Raw genomic sequence first — 16,125 nt, 5'->3', positions numbered from 1 at the left:
AATGGCCGACTTCCGCTTCGCAGTTACGGCTGACGGGCGGATCGTTGTCGACCCTGCCTTTGCGGGCTTCGCCGAAGCGGCAGGCAGGACACTCACGATCCACGGATACAAGGTAACCATCGATGCACGGGAACTGTCACACGACCTGAACCCAGAGCTGCTGAACTGGTCAGCCGGCCCACTCTCCCGCACCGAAGCACACGAGCTGACCTTGATCCCGTCGCAGCAATACCTCTTCTTCCTCGCCCGCGGAATGGCCGACTTCCAGTTCGCACTTGCCGTCGATGGAAGGATCATTGTTGATCCATCCTTTGCGGGATTTGCGGACGCGGCGGGCAGGACGCTGACGATCCACGGATACAAGGTAACCATCGACGCGCGGGAACTGTCACACGATCTCAACCCGGAGCTGCTGAACTGGTCAGCCGGCCCACTCTCCCGCACCGAAGCACACGAGCTGACCTTGATCCCGTCGCAGCAATACCTGTTCTTCCTCGCCCGCGGGATGGCCGACTTCCGCTTCGCAGTTACGGCTGACGGGCGGATCGTTGTCGACCCTGCCTTTGCGGGCTTCGCCGAAGCGGCAGGCAGGACACTCACGATTCACGGATACAAGGTAACCATCGACGCGCGGGAACTGTCACACGACCTGAACCCAGAGCTGCTGAACTGGTCAGCCGGCCCACTCTCCCGCACCGAAGCACACGAGCTGACCTTGATCCCGTCGCAGCAATACCTGTTCTTCCTCGCCCGCGGAATGGCCGACTTCCAGTTCGCAGTTGCCGTCGACGGAAGGATCATTGTTGATCCATCCTTTGCGGGATTTGCGGACGCGGCGGGCAGGACACTGACGATCCACGGATTCAAGGTAACCATCGATGCACGGGAACTGTCACACGACCTGAACCCGGAGCTGCTGAACTGGTCAGCCGGCCCGCTGTCCCGCACCGAAGTACACGAGCTGACGTTAATTCCATCGCAGCAGTACCTGTTCTTCCTGGCGCGCGGGATGGCCGACTTCCAGTTCGCCCTCACCCCCCGGGGCCGGGTCGTTCTCGATCCCGCTTCCGCCGGCTTCGCCAGGGCGTCCTGGCGCACGCTGACCATCGCCGGATACCGGCTCACCATTGACGGGCGGGCGCTTCCCCACGACCTGACGCCCGAGCTCCTCGGGTCGACTGAAGGTCCCCTCTCGCGTACCACCACGCACGAGCTCACGCTTATTCCGTCCGCCCAGTACGTGCTCATGGCCACCAGGGTGCCCGGTGTCGTCTTCCAGTTCAGGCTGGGTCCCGATGGCACGATCACCCAGGTCGACTCGCCCGGAGGGCTGGTCATCACGCTCTCCGCCGTGGCCGTCCAGCGGGAGAGCGCGTTCGAGCTTCGCCGCGCGCTCGACGCCGCCCGGCTGGAGTACGACATCAAACTGCTGGACGCGGACGCGAGGGCCGTTTCGCTGGAGCGGATCCGTGCCTGGGTGGCGACCAACCCGGAAACGGACCTGCCGCTGTTCGGTTCCGCCCTGTCCGTGCAGTTCAGCGCCGAAAGGGACCAGGACAGACGGTTGCAGGAACTGGCGAAGCTGCGTGCGGACCTCGACGCCGCCGCACAGCGGCTCACCGAATCGCTCGATGCGGAGGCCCCGCTGTTCGGCCCGCGGACGTCCGTGCCCATCGCCCTACTTCCGGTGCGGATCGAGACGAAGTGGTCCACCGACCGGCGCAGCATCAAGGCGCGCGTCTACCCGGACGACATCCACGTCGACTCCTTCGAGCCGCGGCTGACCTCCGCGGAGCTCGACGCGGCCCGGAAGTACTGGGCGGCACCCGGTGAGCCCGCATGGCAGGACCTGCTCCGCGTGGTCAGCGCCCCCCGGGCTGCGTGGGCCACCCGTGCCGCGCGCCCGGGGGCCGCGACCGCTCCGCAGCTGCGCGACCCCCGGATCCGGCGCGCTCCCCAGGTCACGACGCTGCCGCATCACTGGCGCTTCCTCGGGCTCGTCGACGGGCGGGTGGTCGTCGACCAACCGGGCGTGGCGATCCCCGATCCGCTACCGCTCGGTCTGCTCGCCGCGGACGAGGCGGCGCCCGACCACCAACACGCCGAGTGGGCGGTCGAATTCGACGTCGCGGTGGGCGCCGGGATGGCCGCGGAGCTGGTTCTGCCCGTCGGCTTCGACCACTTGGACCAGCTCTTCGTCATCGGGGTCAGCGATCTGGAGCCCGAGGCCGGCGCCCAGCGGCTGGGCCAGTGCCTGCAGGGCCACGTCTTCAGCGACGGGTTCGGCTTCCTGCCGGTGGGGACGCCGACGAACAACACGCCCGACTCCCGCTCGGCGTGGTCCTCGCGGCCGACGCCGATGCCCCCCGGCCCGTCGCCGACGCTGCTGAAGGGGACGGACGCGGCCCGCCTCGCGGACGCGCTCGGCCTGGGCGACGCGGGCTTCCTCGGCGAGTGCACGGGGGCCGCGCAGGACGGCGACGGCGCGATCGCCGCGCTGTCGCTCCTGAGCTGGTGGTCTCTGGTCTATGAGTTCCAGAGCGAGGCGGTCCTGGCGGACGACGATCCCACGGGCGCAGGTCTCAGGGACCGCCACGCCCGGTGGTTGAAGATCAGGAACCACCTCGCCGACCACGTGCGCAGCCGCGGTCCGCTGCCGACCGTTCGGGTCGGGCGGCAGCCGTACGGAGTCCTCCCGGTGACGGCGCTGGACGAGTGGGTGCCGGCCGACCCGGACGGGGCCGACGCCCTGATCGCACCCTGGTTGCAGCGGCTGCGGCACCACTGGCGTGCCGCGCTGACCCCGGGCTGGGTCCCGCGGGTGACCGACGGCACCCCGGCCGACTGGATCGCGGCCGACATCCTCGCCCGGCTGCCGGTGTCGAACGACATCGTCATCCGGCGTGAACTCACCTCCAAGGGAGGGCACGAGAAGTTCGACGGCATCAGCCTGCGCGCACCCGGCCCGACGGTGGCGCTCGGCGGGATCCGGTCCGGGTTGCGGTGGGCGATTCCGTCCGAGCTCATCAGCAACCTCGCCTGGACGTCCGACACGACGCCGCCGGACTACACCCTCGTCCCGCAGCGGCTCGCGCCGAACGCCGACAAGTACGCGGCCCTGTTCGCCGACAGCCGTCGGCGCCTCGCCGACGCGGTCGGGCTGCTCAGGGGCGAGCTGACGCAGGAGCAGTTCCTCGCGCGCTGGCCGATGACCGCGGACGGGGACCCCGCCAGGCCGCCGACGATCTTCGGCCAATTCACCTTCGGGAACCCGCAGGGGCCCACGGACCTGGTCCCGCTGATGGTGAACGCCGACAGCCGGGACGTGTTCGTGACCACCCATGACGGCCCCACCGGCGACGTGTCCGACCTCGCCTACAACATCCCGTTCGCCGTCGACCTGCTGATCTCCCGGCGGCTCTCGGGCACGGCCTCCGAACAGGAGTTGGCCGACCAGCTGGTGGCCGCCCGCTCCGGACTTCCGGCGGCCGACACTCTGCTGGCCGGGCTGAAGGCGCTCGCGGACGTCCCGGCGGACGGATACCTGCCGCTCGCCTTCGAGTTGCTGGACGTCTGCTCCCACCGGTGGGACGCCTGGGCCACCTCGCTGGCCAGCCGGCGGCTCAGCGAGACCCGGGCGGCCGGCGTGCGCGGCGTCCGGCTCGGCGGGTACGGCTGGGTGGAGAACCTCTACCCCGGCACGGAGCGGCCGTCGGACGGCTTCATCCACGCGCCCTCGCTGCACCACGCCGCGACCGCCGCCGTGCTGCGGTCGGGCTTCCTCGCCCACCGGGGCGAGCCCGCGACCGCGGGCGACGGCGCCACCCCGCACAACAACGACACCCTGCCCACCAACGGCACCCCGCCCGCCGACGGCTCGGCCTCGCCGTTCGCCGTCGACCTGACGTCCCGGCGGGCGAGGACCGCCCGCTGGCTGCTCGGCGGCGTCCGCCGCGGCCAGAACCTGGGCGCGCTGCTCGGGTACCGGTTCGAGCGGGCGCTGCACGAGGCGGGGCTGGACCCGCAGAAGGACGCCTTCCGCCGGGCGTTCCCCACGCCCGTCGCCCCGGAGCCCGCGACCGGGACGCCCCGCCCCGACCTGTGGAAGCACAGCTCCGAGGCGATCGCCGCACGGAACGTGGTGGACGGGATCGCGCTTGCCCGGGCGCACGGCGCGGGCACGGTGGACACGGTGCTCTCCGGCAAGGGCTTCCCGGCTGCCGACCCGGGCACGCGGCCGCTGCTGGACGACCTGGTGCAGGCGCTCGACGCGGTCAGCGACCTGCTGCTGGCCGAGAGCGTCCACCAGCTGGTCGGCGGCAACCCGATGCGCGCCGGTCTCGCCGCCGACACGCTGGGCAGCGGCGAGCAGGTGCCGGACCGGATCGACGTCCTGCGCACCCCTCACCGTGGGCGGGCCGTGACCCACCGGATCGCGGCCGTGCTGCCGCGCGACCCGGCGCGACCCGCGGGCTGGGGAACCGACGCCTTCTCGGCACTCGAACCGCGGGTCGACGCCTGGGTCGCCGACCTGCTCGGACCGGCCGCCGACTGGAAGCTGTCCGGCACGGTCGCGGACGGGCCGTCCCCGCGGCTTTTTGCCGTGACGCTCGACCAGGTGGGGTTCAGCGCGCTCGGACTCGTACTGGACGTCTCCGGCACCGTGCACCGGCGGCTGCGGGCCAGGATCCGCGAGCTGAGCGGGGCACCGGGCACGGAGGTCGGGTTCGACCGGGGATGGGACGAACTGCGGGCGGTGGCCGGCCGGATCCAGGGCCTGCTGCTCGGCGCCGGTCCGCTGCTGCCGTCCCACCTGCTCGACGACCAGGCTGCGCCGGATCCGGGGGCGCCCGCGGGCCAGGCGGTACCGGGATTGGAGCAAGTGCGCTCCCGGGTGGCCGAGTTCGTCGCGAATGTCCGCACCCCCGACCAGCGGGACGCGCTGGGGATAGAGGGCGACCCGGCCCGGCTCGGCGCGCTGACGGCGGACTCGACCGTCCCCGGGTGGCTCGGTGAGGTCACGCGGGTGCTGGCGGAGTTCCTCGGGACCGGAATCCCGTTGACACCGCTGCTGTCCGGCACCGCGCTGCCACCGCCGGCGGACGGCGTGTCGGGCGCGGCGGTGGCCGACTGGTTGCGCCGGTTCGCCAAGGTCCGTCCCACCGTGCGGACCTGGTACGAGACCCTGCTGCTGGCGGAGGGCCGGGCCGGCCGGGCGAGCCGGCTGTCCGCGTCGCAGCTGCCGGCGGACGGCGCCTGGATCGGCGGCCCCTTCGACCCGCTCACGCGGCCGTCGGCCCGGCGGCACCTGGTCTGCCACACCGCCGCCGGCCTGCCGGACGGCGGGCCGGTCGCGGGGATGGTGTTCGACGAGTGGGTCGAGGTGCTCCCGGGCGCGGACGCCCTGGCCGCCGAACGGACGCGGGCGGATGGCGTCCCGGCGGAGTCGGAGCTGACCGGGGTGTCGTTCCACTTCGACCGGCCCGACGCCAAGGCGCCGCAGGCGGTGCTGATCGCCGTGCCGCCCGACACCACCCGCGGCTGGACGGCGGACGGTCTCGCGCTGGTCGTGCGGGACACCCTCGAACTGGCCAAGATGCGCGCGGTCGACCTCGCCGACCTTCCGCTGATGGACGACATCCTCCCGGCCTCCCGGGTGAGCGACTTCGGCCCCACGGCGCTGGCGGCCGCGATCAGGCAGTTCTGGATCGACCTGGCGGAGGACTGACCGATGCCCCGGACGCACTTCGAGCAGAGCGGGTTCTTCCGGTTCCGGCTGGAGCCGCTGTCGCGTACCGACGAGGTGGCGACGGGCCTCGCGGCCCGGGTCCACGATCCCGCGTGGGCGCTCACCCGCCAGTGGCAGTTCGGGGAATTCGCCGGGCAGGACGCCGGCTCGCCCGTCCTGGCCACGGTCAGCGGGCGCAGCACCCCGATCTCGGCGTGGCGCCCGGCCGTCCCGGCGGGCGTGCAGGAGGTGCACCCGTGGGTGGCGTACGACCCGGCCTCGGGCCCCCTCGACACCCTGGTGGAGTCGGAGGGCGCCACCGACCCGGACGAGTACACCCGGGTGGAGGGCGGGGCCCAGTTCGTGCGGCTCCTGGACGAGGCGGGGCTCTCGTCCGCGCTGCCGCAGGTCCTCGCCGTGTACCGCTTCGACCCGATGCCGTCCGGGCCGACCGGTCTGGTCACGCTCCTCGCACCCCGGGTACCCGACGCCGGCAGGCTGGCCGCGGACCTGGCCGGCGGCGCGCTGCGGGTGGACGGGCTCGCCGCCGTCGGCGCGCGCTGGCTGGCCTGGTGGCGGGGCATCGCACCGGTCGACGCCCCGGACACGTTCGATCCGCACCGCTTCGAGCACCGGGCCGACTTCAGTTGCGGCACCAGGGTCTTCCACGCCGAGGAGTACCTCGGCGACGGCCTGGACTGGTTCAGCGTCGACCTGGACCCGGGCGCCCGGTCGGCGGACCCGGCGCCGGACCGGCCGTTCAGCCGCGAGGTGGTCCCCGCGACCGTGCGCTTCGGCGGGATACCGGCCGACCGGTTCTGGGAGATGGAGGACGCACAGGTCGACTTCGGCGCGGCCGAGGTGTCCGCGCTCGACACCGGTCGGCTGCTGGTGATCGCGTTCGGCGAGGTCTACGGGAACGACTGGTTCCTCTTCCCGCTGGAGGTGCCGGTCGGTTCGCTGACGACGCTCGACGGGATCGTGGTGACCGACTCGTTCGGCGGCACCCGGACGGTGAAGCGGGCCGGCGACGCGGACGCGGGCTGGAACCTGTTCACGGTCACCGGCGCCGACGACGGCCTGCTGGTCCTGCCCTCGGGGCAGGGCGCGGTGGGCGAGCGGCTGGAGACGGTGGCGCTCGCCCGTGACGAGCTGGCGAACCTTGCGTGGGCGATCGAGAGGTCGGTCACCGACTCCCGCGGCGAGCTCGTCGACCGCCGGGAGCGCTGGCTGCGCAACGCGCCGGAGAGCCCGCCGTCCAGCGGGATCGGCTCCTACGGGGTGCAGACCGTGGTGCCGGACTACTGGCTGCCGCTGGTGCCGCAGGCGCTCACCACGGCGTCGATCCGGTTCGTCCTGGTGCCGCTGGAACAGCCCGGGGCGAGCTCGCAGACGCTCGGCCGGCTGCTCCGGATGGACCAGTGGGTGCACGAGGAGGAGGTCCCGCGCGAAGGGGCCGAGGTGACCCGCAGCCCGGTGCTGGCGCGCTGGTTCGACGGCTCCTGGCACCCGTGGGTCCGGCGGGAGAAGAACCCCGGCGGCGGCGAGAGCTCCAGCGGGCTGCTCTTCGACATCGTCCGGCCCTCGGAGACCTGGCCCTGACGGGCGCTGGGCCCGCCGGGCCGTCGGGCCGTCGGGCCCAGCCGTTCAGGCGTTGGGCCGGGCCCGCGGGTCCGCTCAGCCTCCCATCCGCTTCGTCTCATCCGCTTCGTCTCAGCTCAGCCGCTCAGCCGATCATCCGATTCGCCGAGAACGCCAACTGGAACGGCTGCTGGAAGACGATCCGCGCGAAGTCCGCCGCGTCCAGGCCCTCCCACTTGGGCGGGTCGGCCGGCCCGGGGAGCGCGGGCGGCTTGCCGTCGACGACCCGCGGGACCACGAAGCCGTTGACCGTCGGCACCTCGTCCCAGGTCAGATCGGCCCAGGACGTGAACGGCGGCGACTGGGCGGTCCGCAGGTCGAAGCCGAAATGAACCCCGCGCATGGGCTCGCGCATCACGAACATCCAGTGCTCGGCCACCGCCTGCGCGGCCGTCAGAGCGGAGAAGCCGTACAGGTTGGTGCGCTCGTCCACCGGCAGCACGAACGAGGGCTCCTTCCACTGCACGTCCGGGCCCTCGACGGTGCGATCCACCGACTTCGCGGCGAGCACGACCGTGCCCGGGTAGCGGCGCAGCACCTCGCCGCGGATCAGCAGCACCAACAGGTCGTCGCCCTGCTGGGGGTCGTGCTCCCCGAGTGCGTCCCCGGCCGCCCAGCGGGCGATCTCGCCGTACCCGGGCCGGGCGCCGCCCGGCGGCCAGAACCGCGAGAACGGCGTGCCCGCCTCGTCGGTCGGGTACTCCCGCCAGCGCAGTTCGCGGTTGAACTCCTGGTTCAGACCGACCAGCAGGGCCTCCACGAACGCCGGGTTGGGCTCCAGCAGAGTGGAGGCCTCGTCCGGGAAGGCGGAGACGCCCGGGACCGCCCACTCCGGCCACCGGCTCACCAGCTCCGCCGCGATCGGGAACCCGAACTCCGGGTGCGCCATGATCGGGCGCAGCGGCCGTGCGTCCGCCTCGCTGCGGCCCCCCATCACCGCGGGACCGAGCAGCGAGCCCATCCGGTCCAGCTGCCGGGGAACCGGCCGGACGCCGTCCCGGACCTCGTCGATGAGCGCCCGGGCGGTCGACCCCAGGTCGGCCGCGGCGAACAGCGGCGCCGCGAAGGGCTCGGCGCTGATCATCCGGTGGACCCCGCGTACCAGGGCCGGCTGCGACATCGAGCGCGGGCCGCGGTCGGTCGCCACGTCCTGCATCTTCGCGAACAGGGCCTCGAACTTCTCCCGGGGGTTCCCGAACTCCGGGAACAGCCGGCCGACGCCCTCCGCCAGGTAGTCGACGGCGACCAGCCACATCGTGAAGACGAACTCGCTGAGGGTCTGGGAGGCGAACACGGCCGACGGGTCGCCGATGACGGTCGACGTGGCCATCGGCCCCTGCACCACCGCCACGGGCGGGGGCAGCTGCGCCTGCTCCACACCGGCGAGCCACATCGACGGCAGGGAGGTCTTCGTCGCCTTCAGCGCCCCGTCGACGAACGCGTCGGTGGTGAGCACGCCGGCGGCCACGTTCTGCGCCACCCGTCCGGTCCGGCGCCGAAGCGCCCCTCCGCGGCGGGTCAGCCGGACGAACGCCGACGAGGCGACGCCGTTCGGAACGGCGGAGGGCGCCAGGACGTCCGCCAGCGTGCGGTTCCCCACCCCGGAGCCGACGGCCGCCAGCGCGCCGCGCGCCACCCCGGAGCGGTCGTCGGCCAACCCACCACGCCCCACCCCGGAGCCGAACACGTCCCGGTAGGGCGAGAGTTCCGTCAGCGCGGCCGCGTCCATCCCGCCGAGGTGCTTGTCCTGGGCCGCCCGCGCGCTCTCGGCGGCCAGCTCCGCCGCCGCGAGCGCCCGGTTGGCCTCGGTGACCGCGCCGATCTGCTCCCAGGCGCGGGCCATCAGGAACTCCTGTTCCAGCTGGACGTACCGGGCGCCGAGGGCCGCCGCGATGCGGTACTTCACCCGCGTGTTCAGCCGGTTCATCCAGCCGTCCGCGGGCACCGTCTGCACGCCGGTGTGGTGGCTGCCGTACAGCGGAGGGGCGACGGTCTTCTCGTCGCGGTCCGGAGGGGCTCCGACCTGCGCGGGGCTGTGCCGCAGCCCAGGCGCGTCCAGCTGCCCGGTGAGGAGTTCGCGGAAGCGGAACATGCTCGCCGCATCGCTCCACACCTCGTCGGCGGTGTCGGTGCCGGGCACCCGCAGGGCGCCGTGCACGGGGACGGTGAGCCGCTCGGGGGCGACGTCCTCGAGCAGGTCCCGGAGCGGCCACGGGTGCCGGACGTCGACCGTGCGGCTGCCGAAGCCGGGCAGGTCCCGGCTCGCGACGGGCTCGACCCTGCGGGCGAGGTCCTCGAAGGAGCCCTCGTCCCCGGTGCGGAACCGCCAGGAGTGGTAGACCGGCAGCCTGGCCTGCGACTGCCCCGCCGTCCACGCCGGCGCGGCCCCGTCGGCCGGCGGGTCGGCGCCGAGCCCGGCGGCGGCGCCGGCCTTGGTGGCCGGCACCACGCAGGCCAGCCAGCCCTTGTCGGGCTCCAGTTCGCGCGGGCAGATCAGCCGGGAGACGACGGTGTCCACGCCGCTGCGGACGTCCCGGGTGACGGCACCGTCCGGTGTGTCGCCGTCCTCGACCCGGGCCTCGACGTGCACCCACGCCCACGAGTCCGCCAGATCCGGCAGCGCGGTCCCCGGGACTTCGACGACGGGCAGCGGGCTCCCCGGCTGCAGGCCGCCCTCGTCCTCGCGCAGCACCAGCAGCACCAGCCAAGGCAGCCTGCCGGGGCCCGGAAGGCTGAGCAGCCACGGCAGCGAGGCGTCCGAGAACTCGACCTGGGCCAGGTAGTTGGCCACGCCGTTCGGGCAGCCCGCGGGGGGCTCCTGCCGGACCACGGCGGCCTGGTCGAACCCGACGGTGTCGCCCGGCCCGAGCAGCTGGAGGCTCGGACCGGGGCGGTCGGGGAAGGTCTCGCCCGGCTGGTCCTTGAGCGTCCGGGTGATCTTTACCGCCGGGCTGAACGACGGGCGCGCCCCGGTGACCGAGGTGGCGTCGGCCGCGGCACCGAGTGCGACGGAGGAGACGAACCAGCGGTGACTCATCGCAGCAACTCCACCTTCAGCGCGTCGACCGGCCGCTGCGCCGCACGCCAGCGGTCGACCCGCTCGGCCGCACGGACGGGGCGGGCGAAGCCCTCCAGCTCGAACAGGCCGGTGCCCGGCAGCCTGCGCCGGTCGGGCGGCGGCGGCCCGGTGAACCAGTCGGCCTCGACCTTGTAGCCGGTCTCGTAGTTGTCGTTGACGGGGTGCCGGGCGCCGAGCCGGACGTCGGCGTCGGAGAGCAGGGCGCCGCTCGGGAGCTCCTCGAAGCCCTGCCGGGTGAGCTGCTGGTCGTCGGTCAGCTCGAAGACCTCACCGGGGACGAACTGCCCGGTGGTCCGCCCGAAGGTCGGCAGCGGGGCGTCGGTCGCCCGCAAGACGGGGACGATCCGCCAGGTCTGCTCGGGTACGTGGACCCGGTGGAAGCGGGTGATGGCGGTGTCGAGCGGGACGACCTTCTGGCTCGCCCGGAACGTCGCGTCGGGGTACGCGACCTCGCCCTTGGCCAGCGCGGTGTTCGCCTGGTCGGTGAAGCGCAGCGGGGACCGTTCGGCGGGCGGGCGCTCGGCCGCCCACGCGTCCGGCCGGGCCAGGGCGTCCCGCAGCAGGGGCAGCACCTCGTCGGCCTTCGGCGCCACGGCCGGCGGGGCGCCCCACCGCTCGTCGAAGTCGAGCGAGACGTCCCAGAACAGCACCGAGATGCTGCCGGTGCCGAAGGCGTGCCAGGGGGCGGGGCCCTCCAGGGTGAGGTCGAGCCCGACGGCGGCCAGCCGCCTGCCGAAGGCCAGCACGGCGACGCTCGCGTAGACGTGGACGGTGAAGGCGAGACTCGGCTCCCACACGAAGAGCGCGTCCAGGCCGAGGGAGCCCTCCACCCCGCAGCCCGCGATCGTCGCGTCCAGGCTCAGCTTCGCGCCGAACTGCAGCGAATTGGAGGTGAGTGCGAGGTACGCCTCGGCGCGCAGGCGCAGGACTCCGCCGCTGAGGTCCATCGCCAGGCGGCGCAGCGCGGGCACCCCGGGCGGCCGGACGAAGCGCGGATGGAACCCGCCGGCGGACAGCACGAACACGGCCTCCCCGCCGCCGCGGAAGAGCAGGTAGAAGTCCCCGGAGACGGGGAGGCCGACGATCCACGAGCCGGTGAGGCCGGCCAGCACCTCGACCTCCGGCACGCCCGGGTCGACCTTGCCGAACACGTCGGCCTGCAGCCGGATCAGCGGCGCGAGCGGATCGGGCAGGCTGATGGTCAGCCGGCCGAGGAGCAGGGCCCTCACGGGCTCCGGCAGGTCGAGGACGACGGCGGCGGACAGCGCGAGGATCCGGCCGCCCCAGGTGATCCGGACCATCGGGCCGACGACGAACCGGGAGCGCGCCACCGGGAAGCAGGCCTCCAGCGAACCCGCGATCTCGTGGGCGCGGGCGACCGCGTCGCCCGGGAACAGGATGCGGTCGGCGTTGCCGTCCAGGACCAGTGCGCGCAGGTGCTCGTCGTCGACCCGGCGGTTGAAGCCGACCAGGCCGCCGACCGCGTCCAGGGCGAAGCCGAAGCTCAGCTGGATGCCCGGGTACCCGAACTCGGCGCCGAGCAGGACCAGGAACGACAGCGGCCGCCCGCCGACCGGCAGCTGCAGCAGCCCGAAGGCCTGGACGTGCGCGAAACCGAGGTCGGCGTCCAGGGCTCCCGCGTACGCTCCGTCACCGGGCGCGCCGCTCTGCAGGACCGACCCGCCGCCGGAGACCGGTCCGGCGCAGAGCTCGATGCCCATGCCGGCGGGGAAGTCCGCCTGGAGCTGAGTGGGGTCGACGCCGATCCGGTCGGACCGGAGGCGGACCGGGACGTGCAGGCCGAGGCCGTCGATGGCCGCGTTCAGCGGCAGCACGGGCGGCTTCGCGGTGGCCGCGAAGGTCGGCCGCAGCACGATGCCGTCCTTGTCCTCGTCGAGCTCCAGCGCGAAGCCCCGGGTGGAGACGCCCGGCAGGTCCAGGCCCACCGGCAGCGCCAGGCGCGCCCCGCCGTCCTTGAATCGCAGGCCGTCCGTCCGGCTCAGCCGGACGGTGAAGGCGGTCTTCCCGGTGGTCGCGCCGCCGCCGTCGCTCAGGAAGGAGGCGAGCGCGGGCGGGAGGACGGCAGCCTGGAAGCCCTCGACGAGCAGGTCGACGCCGACCGGGGCGGTGGGCGAGGCGGCGAGACTGACGGTGAGGGCGTCCATCGAGATGTGCGGACCGTCGGCCGGGCCGATGCCGAACGGGCCCCGCCGGGCGGTGATCCTCGCCGTCCCGGCCGGTGGCACGGGCGCGGCACCGGGGAAGAACGCCGCCACCCAGGCGTCCTGGGCCGTCCGGATCTCGGCGGTCACCTCCCAGGGGCCGTTGCTGACGGTTTGCTGGAGGGCGGCGCCGGGTGTGACGACGACGTCGATCGTCGGCCCGCTGTCGTTCGGCCCGGGGGACACCGCGACGACGGCGCGGGAGGCGCCGTCCGTCAGCACCAGGGCCAGCCCCCGCGCCGACTTCGCGTCGTGCTGCCAGCCGTGCGCGCGCACGGGCGATCCGGCGTCGGTGACGTCGCCGAACACGTCGCGGAGCAGCGCGAGTAACGCGCTACGGTCGGGAAGGGCCGCCAGCGGCTCCAACAGCTTGTCCTGCAGGGCCGGGTGCTCGCCGGTGAGCCTGGTCAGCCCGGCCAGCGGGTCGCTGAGCGATCGGACGGCCTCGTCGGCCAGGTGCCAGAGCAGGCCGGACACGTTCTCCAGGAGTGTCTTCGGGTCCATTGCCGCTGAACCTTCCCGGCGGTCGGCCGTCCGGGCGCGCGCAGGCCCGGCGCTGCGGCCGTCACTATCCGTGCACTTGAGCCCCCTTCGGTCACCGCGGGTTCCCACCGCTGCCGCCCGGGCCCACCGGCCGTGCGACGGCGAGGCCCCGTGCGACGGGAGGGGCACGTCGTCCTCTTTCGACGGTACGTCCGCGGCCGACGGTGGGCGAGCCAACGGTGGAGGGCCGGGATCGGTTCGGCGACGCCGCCGCCTTGCACATCGGCTCATCGCCTCACTGGGTGATGAGTCACTGCGTGGCGAATCAGTGCGTGACGAGATCGCCCGTCATCGCCATGTCCTCGTACTCCAGCCATGTCCTCGTACTCCAGCCATGTCCTCGTACTCCGGGTTGTGGCAGTGCAACGTGAACGTTCCGGCGTAGTCGGTGAAGCGCACCGCGAGCTCCACCGCCTCCGCCGGGCGGAGGTCGACGGTTTCCTTCCAGCCCGCGTCGTACCGGCCGGGCGAACCACCGTTGCGGGAGAGCACCTGGAAGTGGTCGAGGTGCAGGTGCACGGGGTGGTGGAAGTCGGTGACGAACCGCCAGATCTCCGTGGTGCCCGGGCGGGGCCGGGCGAGCGCGCGGCCGGGGCGGTAGGGCAGACCGGTGATCGTCCGGCCGTCGCCGCCGCTCTGCTGGAACAGGAACGTGCGGGTGGCCACGGCGGCGCCGGGGTCGAGGCGTTCGACGGCGGCGAGTCGGTCCGGCAGTGCGGAGTCGTCCCGCACCGGTTTGGCCGAGACGTCGAAGCGCATCACCTCGGGCCGTCGAGCCGCTCCCGAGCCGGTTGACCAGCCGGACGGCGGTGCCGGGCCGGTAGCGGGCGAAGTCGACGACGAGGTCGAAGCGTTCTGGGTGCCCCGCAGGTACCAGCCCGGCAGAGCCGCCTCGCCCTGACCGGCGCGTTCCCCTCGCTGGATGTCGGCGGCGGCTGAACCGTGGTTCTGGATCACTTTCCCCGTCCACGCCGCCACGACCGGCGACGAGGCGGGCTGTCCGTCGTGCGGAACCGTCTCGACCCGGACGCACAGCAGCTACGTTCGACGGTTGGACGACTGCGCGGCGGGCCGGCGTCGGGTGGTGGTCGAGTTACGGGTCCGCCGGTTCCGCTGCCGTGAACGAGCTTGCCCCCGGACCACGTTCGTCGAGCAGGCGCCGGGGCTACCTTCCGTCACGGGCGGCGGAGCCAGGGCCTGCAGACCGCGCTGCAGCAGCTCGCCCTGGCCCTGGCCAGCCGGGCCGGCTCCCGTCCGGTCAAGACCTTCGTGGTCCCCGTGAGCCGTTCCACGCTCCTGCGGCTGATACGCGCCCTGCCGGATCCGGCGCACGCGGTGCCGCGCGTCCTCGGTCTCGACGAGTTCGCCCTGCGCAGGGGCCACGTCTACGCCACGATCCTGGTCGACATCGAGACCCGCCGCGCAGTCGATCTGCTGCCCGACCACCCAGGGGTGAAGGTCGTTGCCCTGGCGGGCCGACCCGGCGAGCACCGGACCTTCACGGCTGAGGCGGCCTTGCCCACCGGCCGTCGAGATCGAAGGAATCAACTGGTGCATTGAAACCGAGGGCCCATTGTGCAAATACGAACCCACCCAGGACGAGCTTCACAGGCCATTCTGCCTGCGGAATGGTGGGTGGTGCCTCTTCGTCCACCAGTGTGAATAGCCTTGCATCCGGAAGGTCCAGCAATGACAACGCACCTTGATCGCCAGATTGTTGAACCACCAGACTCTGAAAAGAAACCGACGTGACTACCCCAGGACCGTCGTCCCCATGGACGTGATCAAAAAAGAAATCCTCCACAGGGTTACCGCCATCATCAAATCTTGTGAAGATGAACCTTGTTACCTGGACCCCGTTCTGATCCGTGCCGTCTAGGTCCAGACTCACTGGGGTCAGTCCGATAGGCATGAGACGATCCTTTCTGGTACATGCCCTGGTCGTAGCACTGGAACGAGAACCTGACGATCGTATCTCCAAATTCGCCACGCTCATCTAGACACATTCTCACGGAAGTAGACCCGTGGTGTCGCTGGGAATATAAATCATCATCACCAAGAGGGCCAGTTGGGGCGCCCGAATATCGTCACACTCGGCCTGGCGCGGACAGTGTACGAACAACTCGGTGATGCGAGCGCGAAAAGTTCCTTCTCCTAGCATGCGCGTGCACGGTCTTGACGTCCACCGCAGGATGAGGAGCGGGAGATGGAGGAGCGACAGTGGCCGGAGAACGCCATGTGCGCATGACTCATCCCCGACGGTGAGGTTGTCCGAGTGGAGGCGGGCGTCGAAGTCGTACTCGTCGCCACCGGCCCCGCCTCCTCCAGCCGCGCGGCCCTATGGCGCCCGGCCGTGTCCAGGCGGCGGACAAGCCCGAACAGGTGCTGCTCAACAGGCTCGGTCAGGCTCAGGCTGGCACGTCCGCGCGCACCGCCTCCCACCAGGCGCCGTCCAGCACCAGGCCCTGGGGTCGGACCAGCGGTGCGACGGCGAGGAGACGATGTCGCACCGGACCAACGCACGGTGCAGCTGCTCCAGCACTTGCACCACGTAGGCGTCGCGGTCCGCCGTGCCGTGGGCAGCGCGGCGTTGGAGAACACCGCCTTCCGCCAGGCTGGCGGCACCAGTTCGGCGTCGATCCTCCTCCCCGCGCAAGCGGGGGGTCAGCCGGCCGAGATCCGCAACGCACTGTTCGACCTGGGCTCCTCCCCGCACCCGCGCGGGGTTCAGCCGGCGGGCCAGTAGCGTTCCTCGCGGGCACCGAGGCCCGTCTCGCGCCGCCGTTCCGGGAAACGCAAAGAACCCCCGATCCGTGATGGATCGGGGGTTCTCTGTGAATGATTGTTCGGCGGCGTCCTACTCTCCCACAGGGTCCCCCCTGCAGTACCATCGGCGCTGTGAGGCTTAGCTT

At 72.4% G+C, this 16,125-nt stretch carries 8 protein-coding genes and 1 pseudogene; 4 read left to right on the top strand and 5 right to left on the bottom strand.

The window, feature by feature from the left end; translation table 11 throughout:
- Positions 1-169 precede the first annotated feature (169 nt).
- The gene (locus J5Y04_RS37230) at positions 170-355 is read right to left on the bottom strand and encodes a hypothetical protein (protein ID WP_209416970.1); all 186 of its coding nucleotides are present in this window, start codon (positions 353-355) and stop codon (positions 170-172) included.
- Between the two features lie 360 nt (positions 356-715).
- On the opposite strand from J5Y04_RS37230, the gene J5Y04_RS37225 reads away from it, so the two are divergent.
- Positions 716-5,728, top strand: a complete 5,013-nt coding sequence (locus J5Y04_RS37225; RefSeq protein WP_209416969.1) for a hypothetical protein — start codon at positions 716-718, stop codon at positions 5,726-5,728.
- 3 nt (positions 5,729-5,731) lie between these two features.
- Entirely contained in the window at positions 5,732-7,330 is a 1,599-nt protein-coding gene (locus tag J5Y04_RS37220; RefSeq protein ID WP_209416968.1) for a hypothetical protein, read from the top strand.
- Between the two features lie 124 nt (positions 7,331-7,454).
- Here J5Y04_RS37220 and J5Y04_RS37215 read toward each other — a convergent pair whose 3' ends face one another.
- From J5Y04_RS37215 to J5Y04_RS42530, 3 genes are all read right to left on the bottom strand, one after another.
- Positions 7,455-10,406 (bottom strand): hypothetical protein, encoded by a 2,952-nt coding sequence (locus J5Y04_RS37215; RefSeq protein ID WP_209416967.1) that lies wholly within the window; start codon positions 10,404-10,406, stop codon positions 7,455-7,457.
- Positions 10,403-13,174 carry a DUF6603 domain-containing protein gene (locus tag J5Y04_RS37210; protein ID WP_209416966.1) on the bottom strand — a complete coding sequence of 924 codons (2,772 nt, stop codon included), beginning with the start codon at positions 13,172-13,174 and terminating at the stop codon, positions 10,403-10,405. Before J5Y04_RS37210 ends, J5Y04_RS37215 begins: the two co-directional genes overlap by 4 nt.
- Positions 13,175-13,501: 327 nt before the next feature.
- Positions 13,502-13,972 (bottom strand): multicopper oxidase domain-containing protein, encoded by a 471-nt coding sequence (locus J5Y04_RS42530; protein WP_245206240.1) that lies wholly within the window; start codon positions 13,970-13,972, stop codon positions 13,502-13,504.
- A 163-nt stretch (positions 13,973-14,135) separates the two neighbouring features.
- Here J5Y04_RS42530 and J5Y04_RS37200 point away from each other — a divergent pair, with 163 nt between their 5' ends.
- Complete coding sequence (locus tag J5Y04_RS37200; protein ID WP_209416965.1) at positions 14,136-14,495, top strand: transposase family protein; 360 nt, start codon at positions 14,136-14,138, stop codon at positions 14,493-14,495.
- A complete protein-coding gene (locus J5Y04_RS37195; protein ID WP_209416964.1) occupies positions 14,492-14,773 on the top strand; it encodes a hypothetical protein in 282 nt (93 codons plus the stop codon). The genes J5Y04_RS37200 and J5Y04_RS37195 overlap by 4 nt, the downstream gene beginning before the upstream one ends.
- 744 nt (positions 14,774-15,517) lie before the next feature.
- Here J5Y04_RS37195 and J5Y04_RS44075 read toward each other — a convergent pair.
- Positions 15,518-15,859 (bottom strand): annotated as a pseudogene (locus J5Y04_RS44075) (Tn3 family transposase); the annotation flags it as partial.
- Positions 15,860-16,125: the final 266 nt, after the last annotated feature.

This window comes from Kitasatospora sp. RG8 (assembly GCF_017813315.1).
In the GTDB taxonomy this organism is placed as follows: domain Bacteria; phylum Actinomycetota; class Actinomycetes; order Streptomycetales; family Streptomycetaceae; genus Kitasatospora.
This window is presented reverse-complemented; position numbering and strand designations above follow the sequence as displayed.

Bases quoted from the DNA above. Each gene is read 5' to 3' on its own strand.
- J5Y04_RS37220 (WP_209416968.1), top strand. From the start codon at position 5,732: ATGCCCCGGACGCACTTCGAGCAGAGCGGGTTCTTCCGGTTCCGGCTG.
- J5Y04_RS37215 (WP_209416967.1), bottom strand. From the start codon at position 10,406: ATGAGTCACCGCTGGTTCGTCTCCTCCGTCGCACTCGGTGCCGCGGCC.
- J5Y04_RS37210 (WP_209416966.1), bottom strand. From the start codon at position 13,174: ATGGACCCGAAGACACTCCTGGAGAACGTGTCCGGCCTGCTCTGGCAC.
- J5Y04_RS42530 (WP_245206240.1), bottom strand. From the start codon at position 13,972: ATGCGCTTCGACGTCTCGGCCAAACCGGTGCGGGACGACTCCGCACTG.
- J5Y04_RS37200 (WP_209416965.1), top strand. From the start codon at position 14,136: ATGTCGGCGGCGGCTGAACCGTGGTTCTGGATCACTTTCCCCGTCCAC.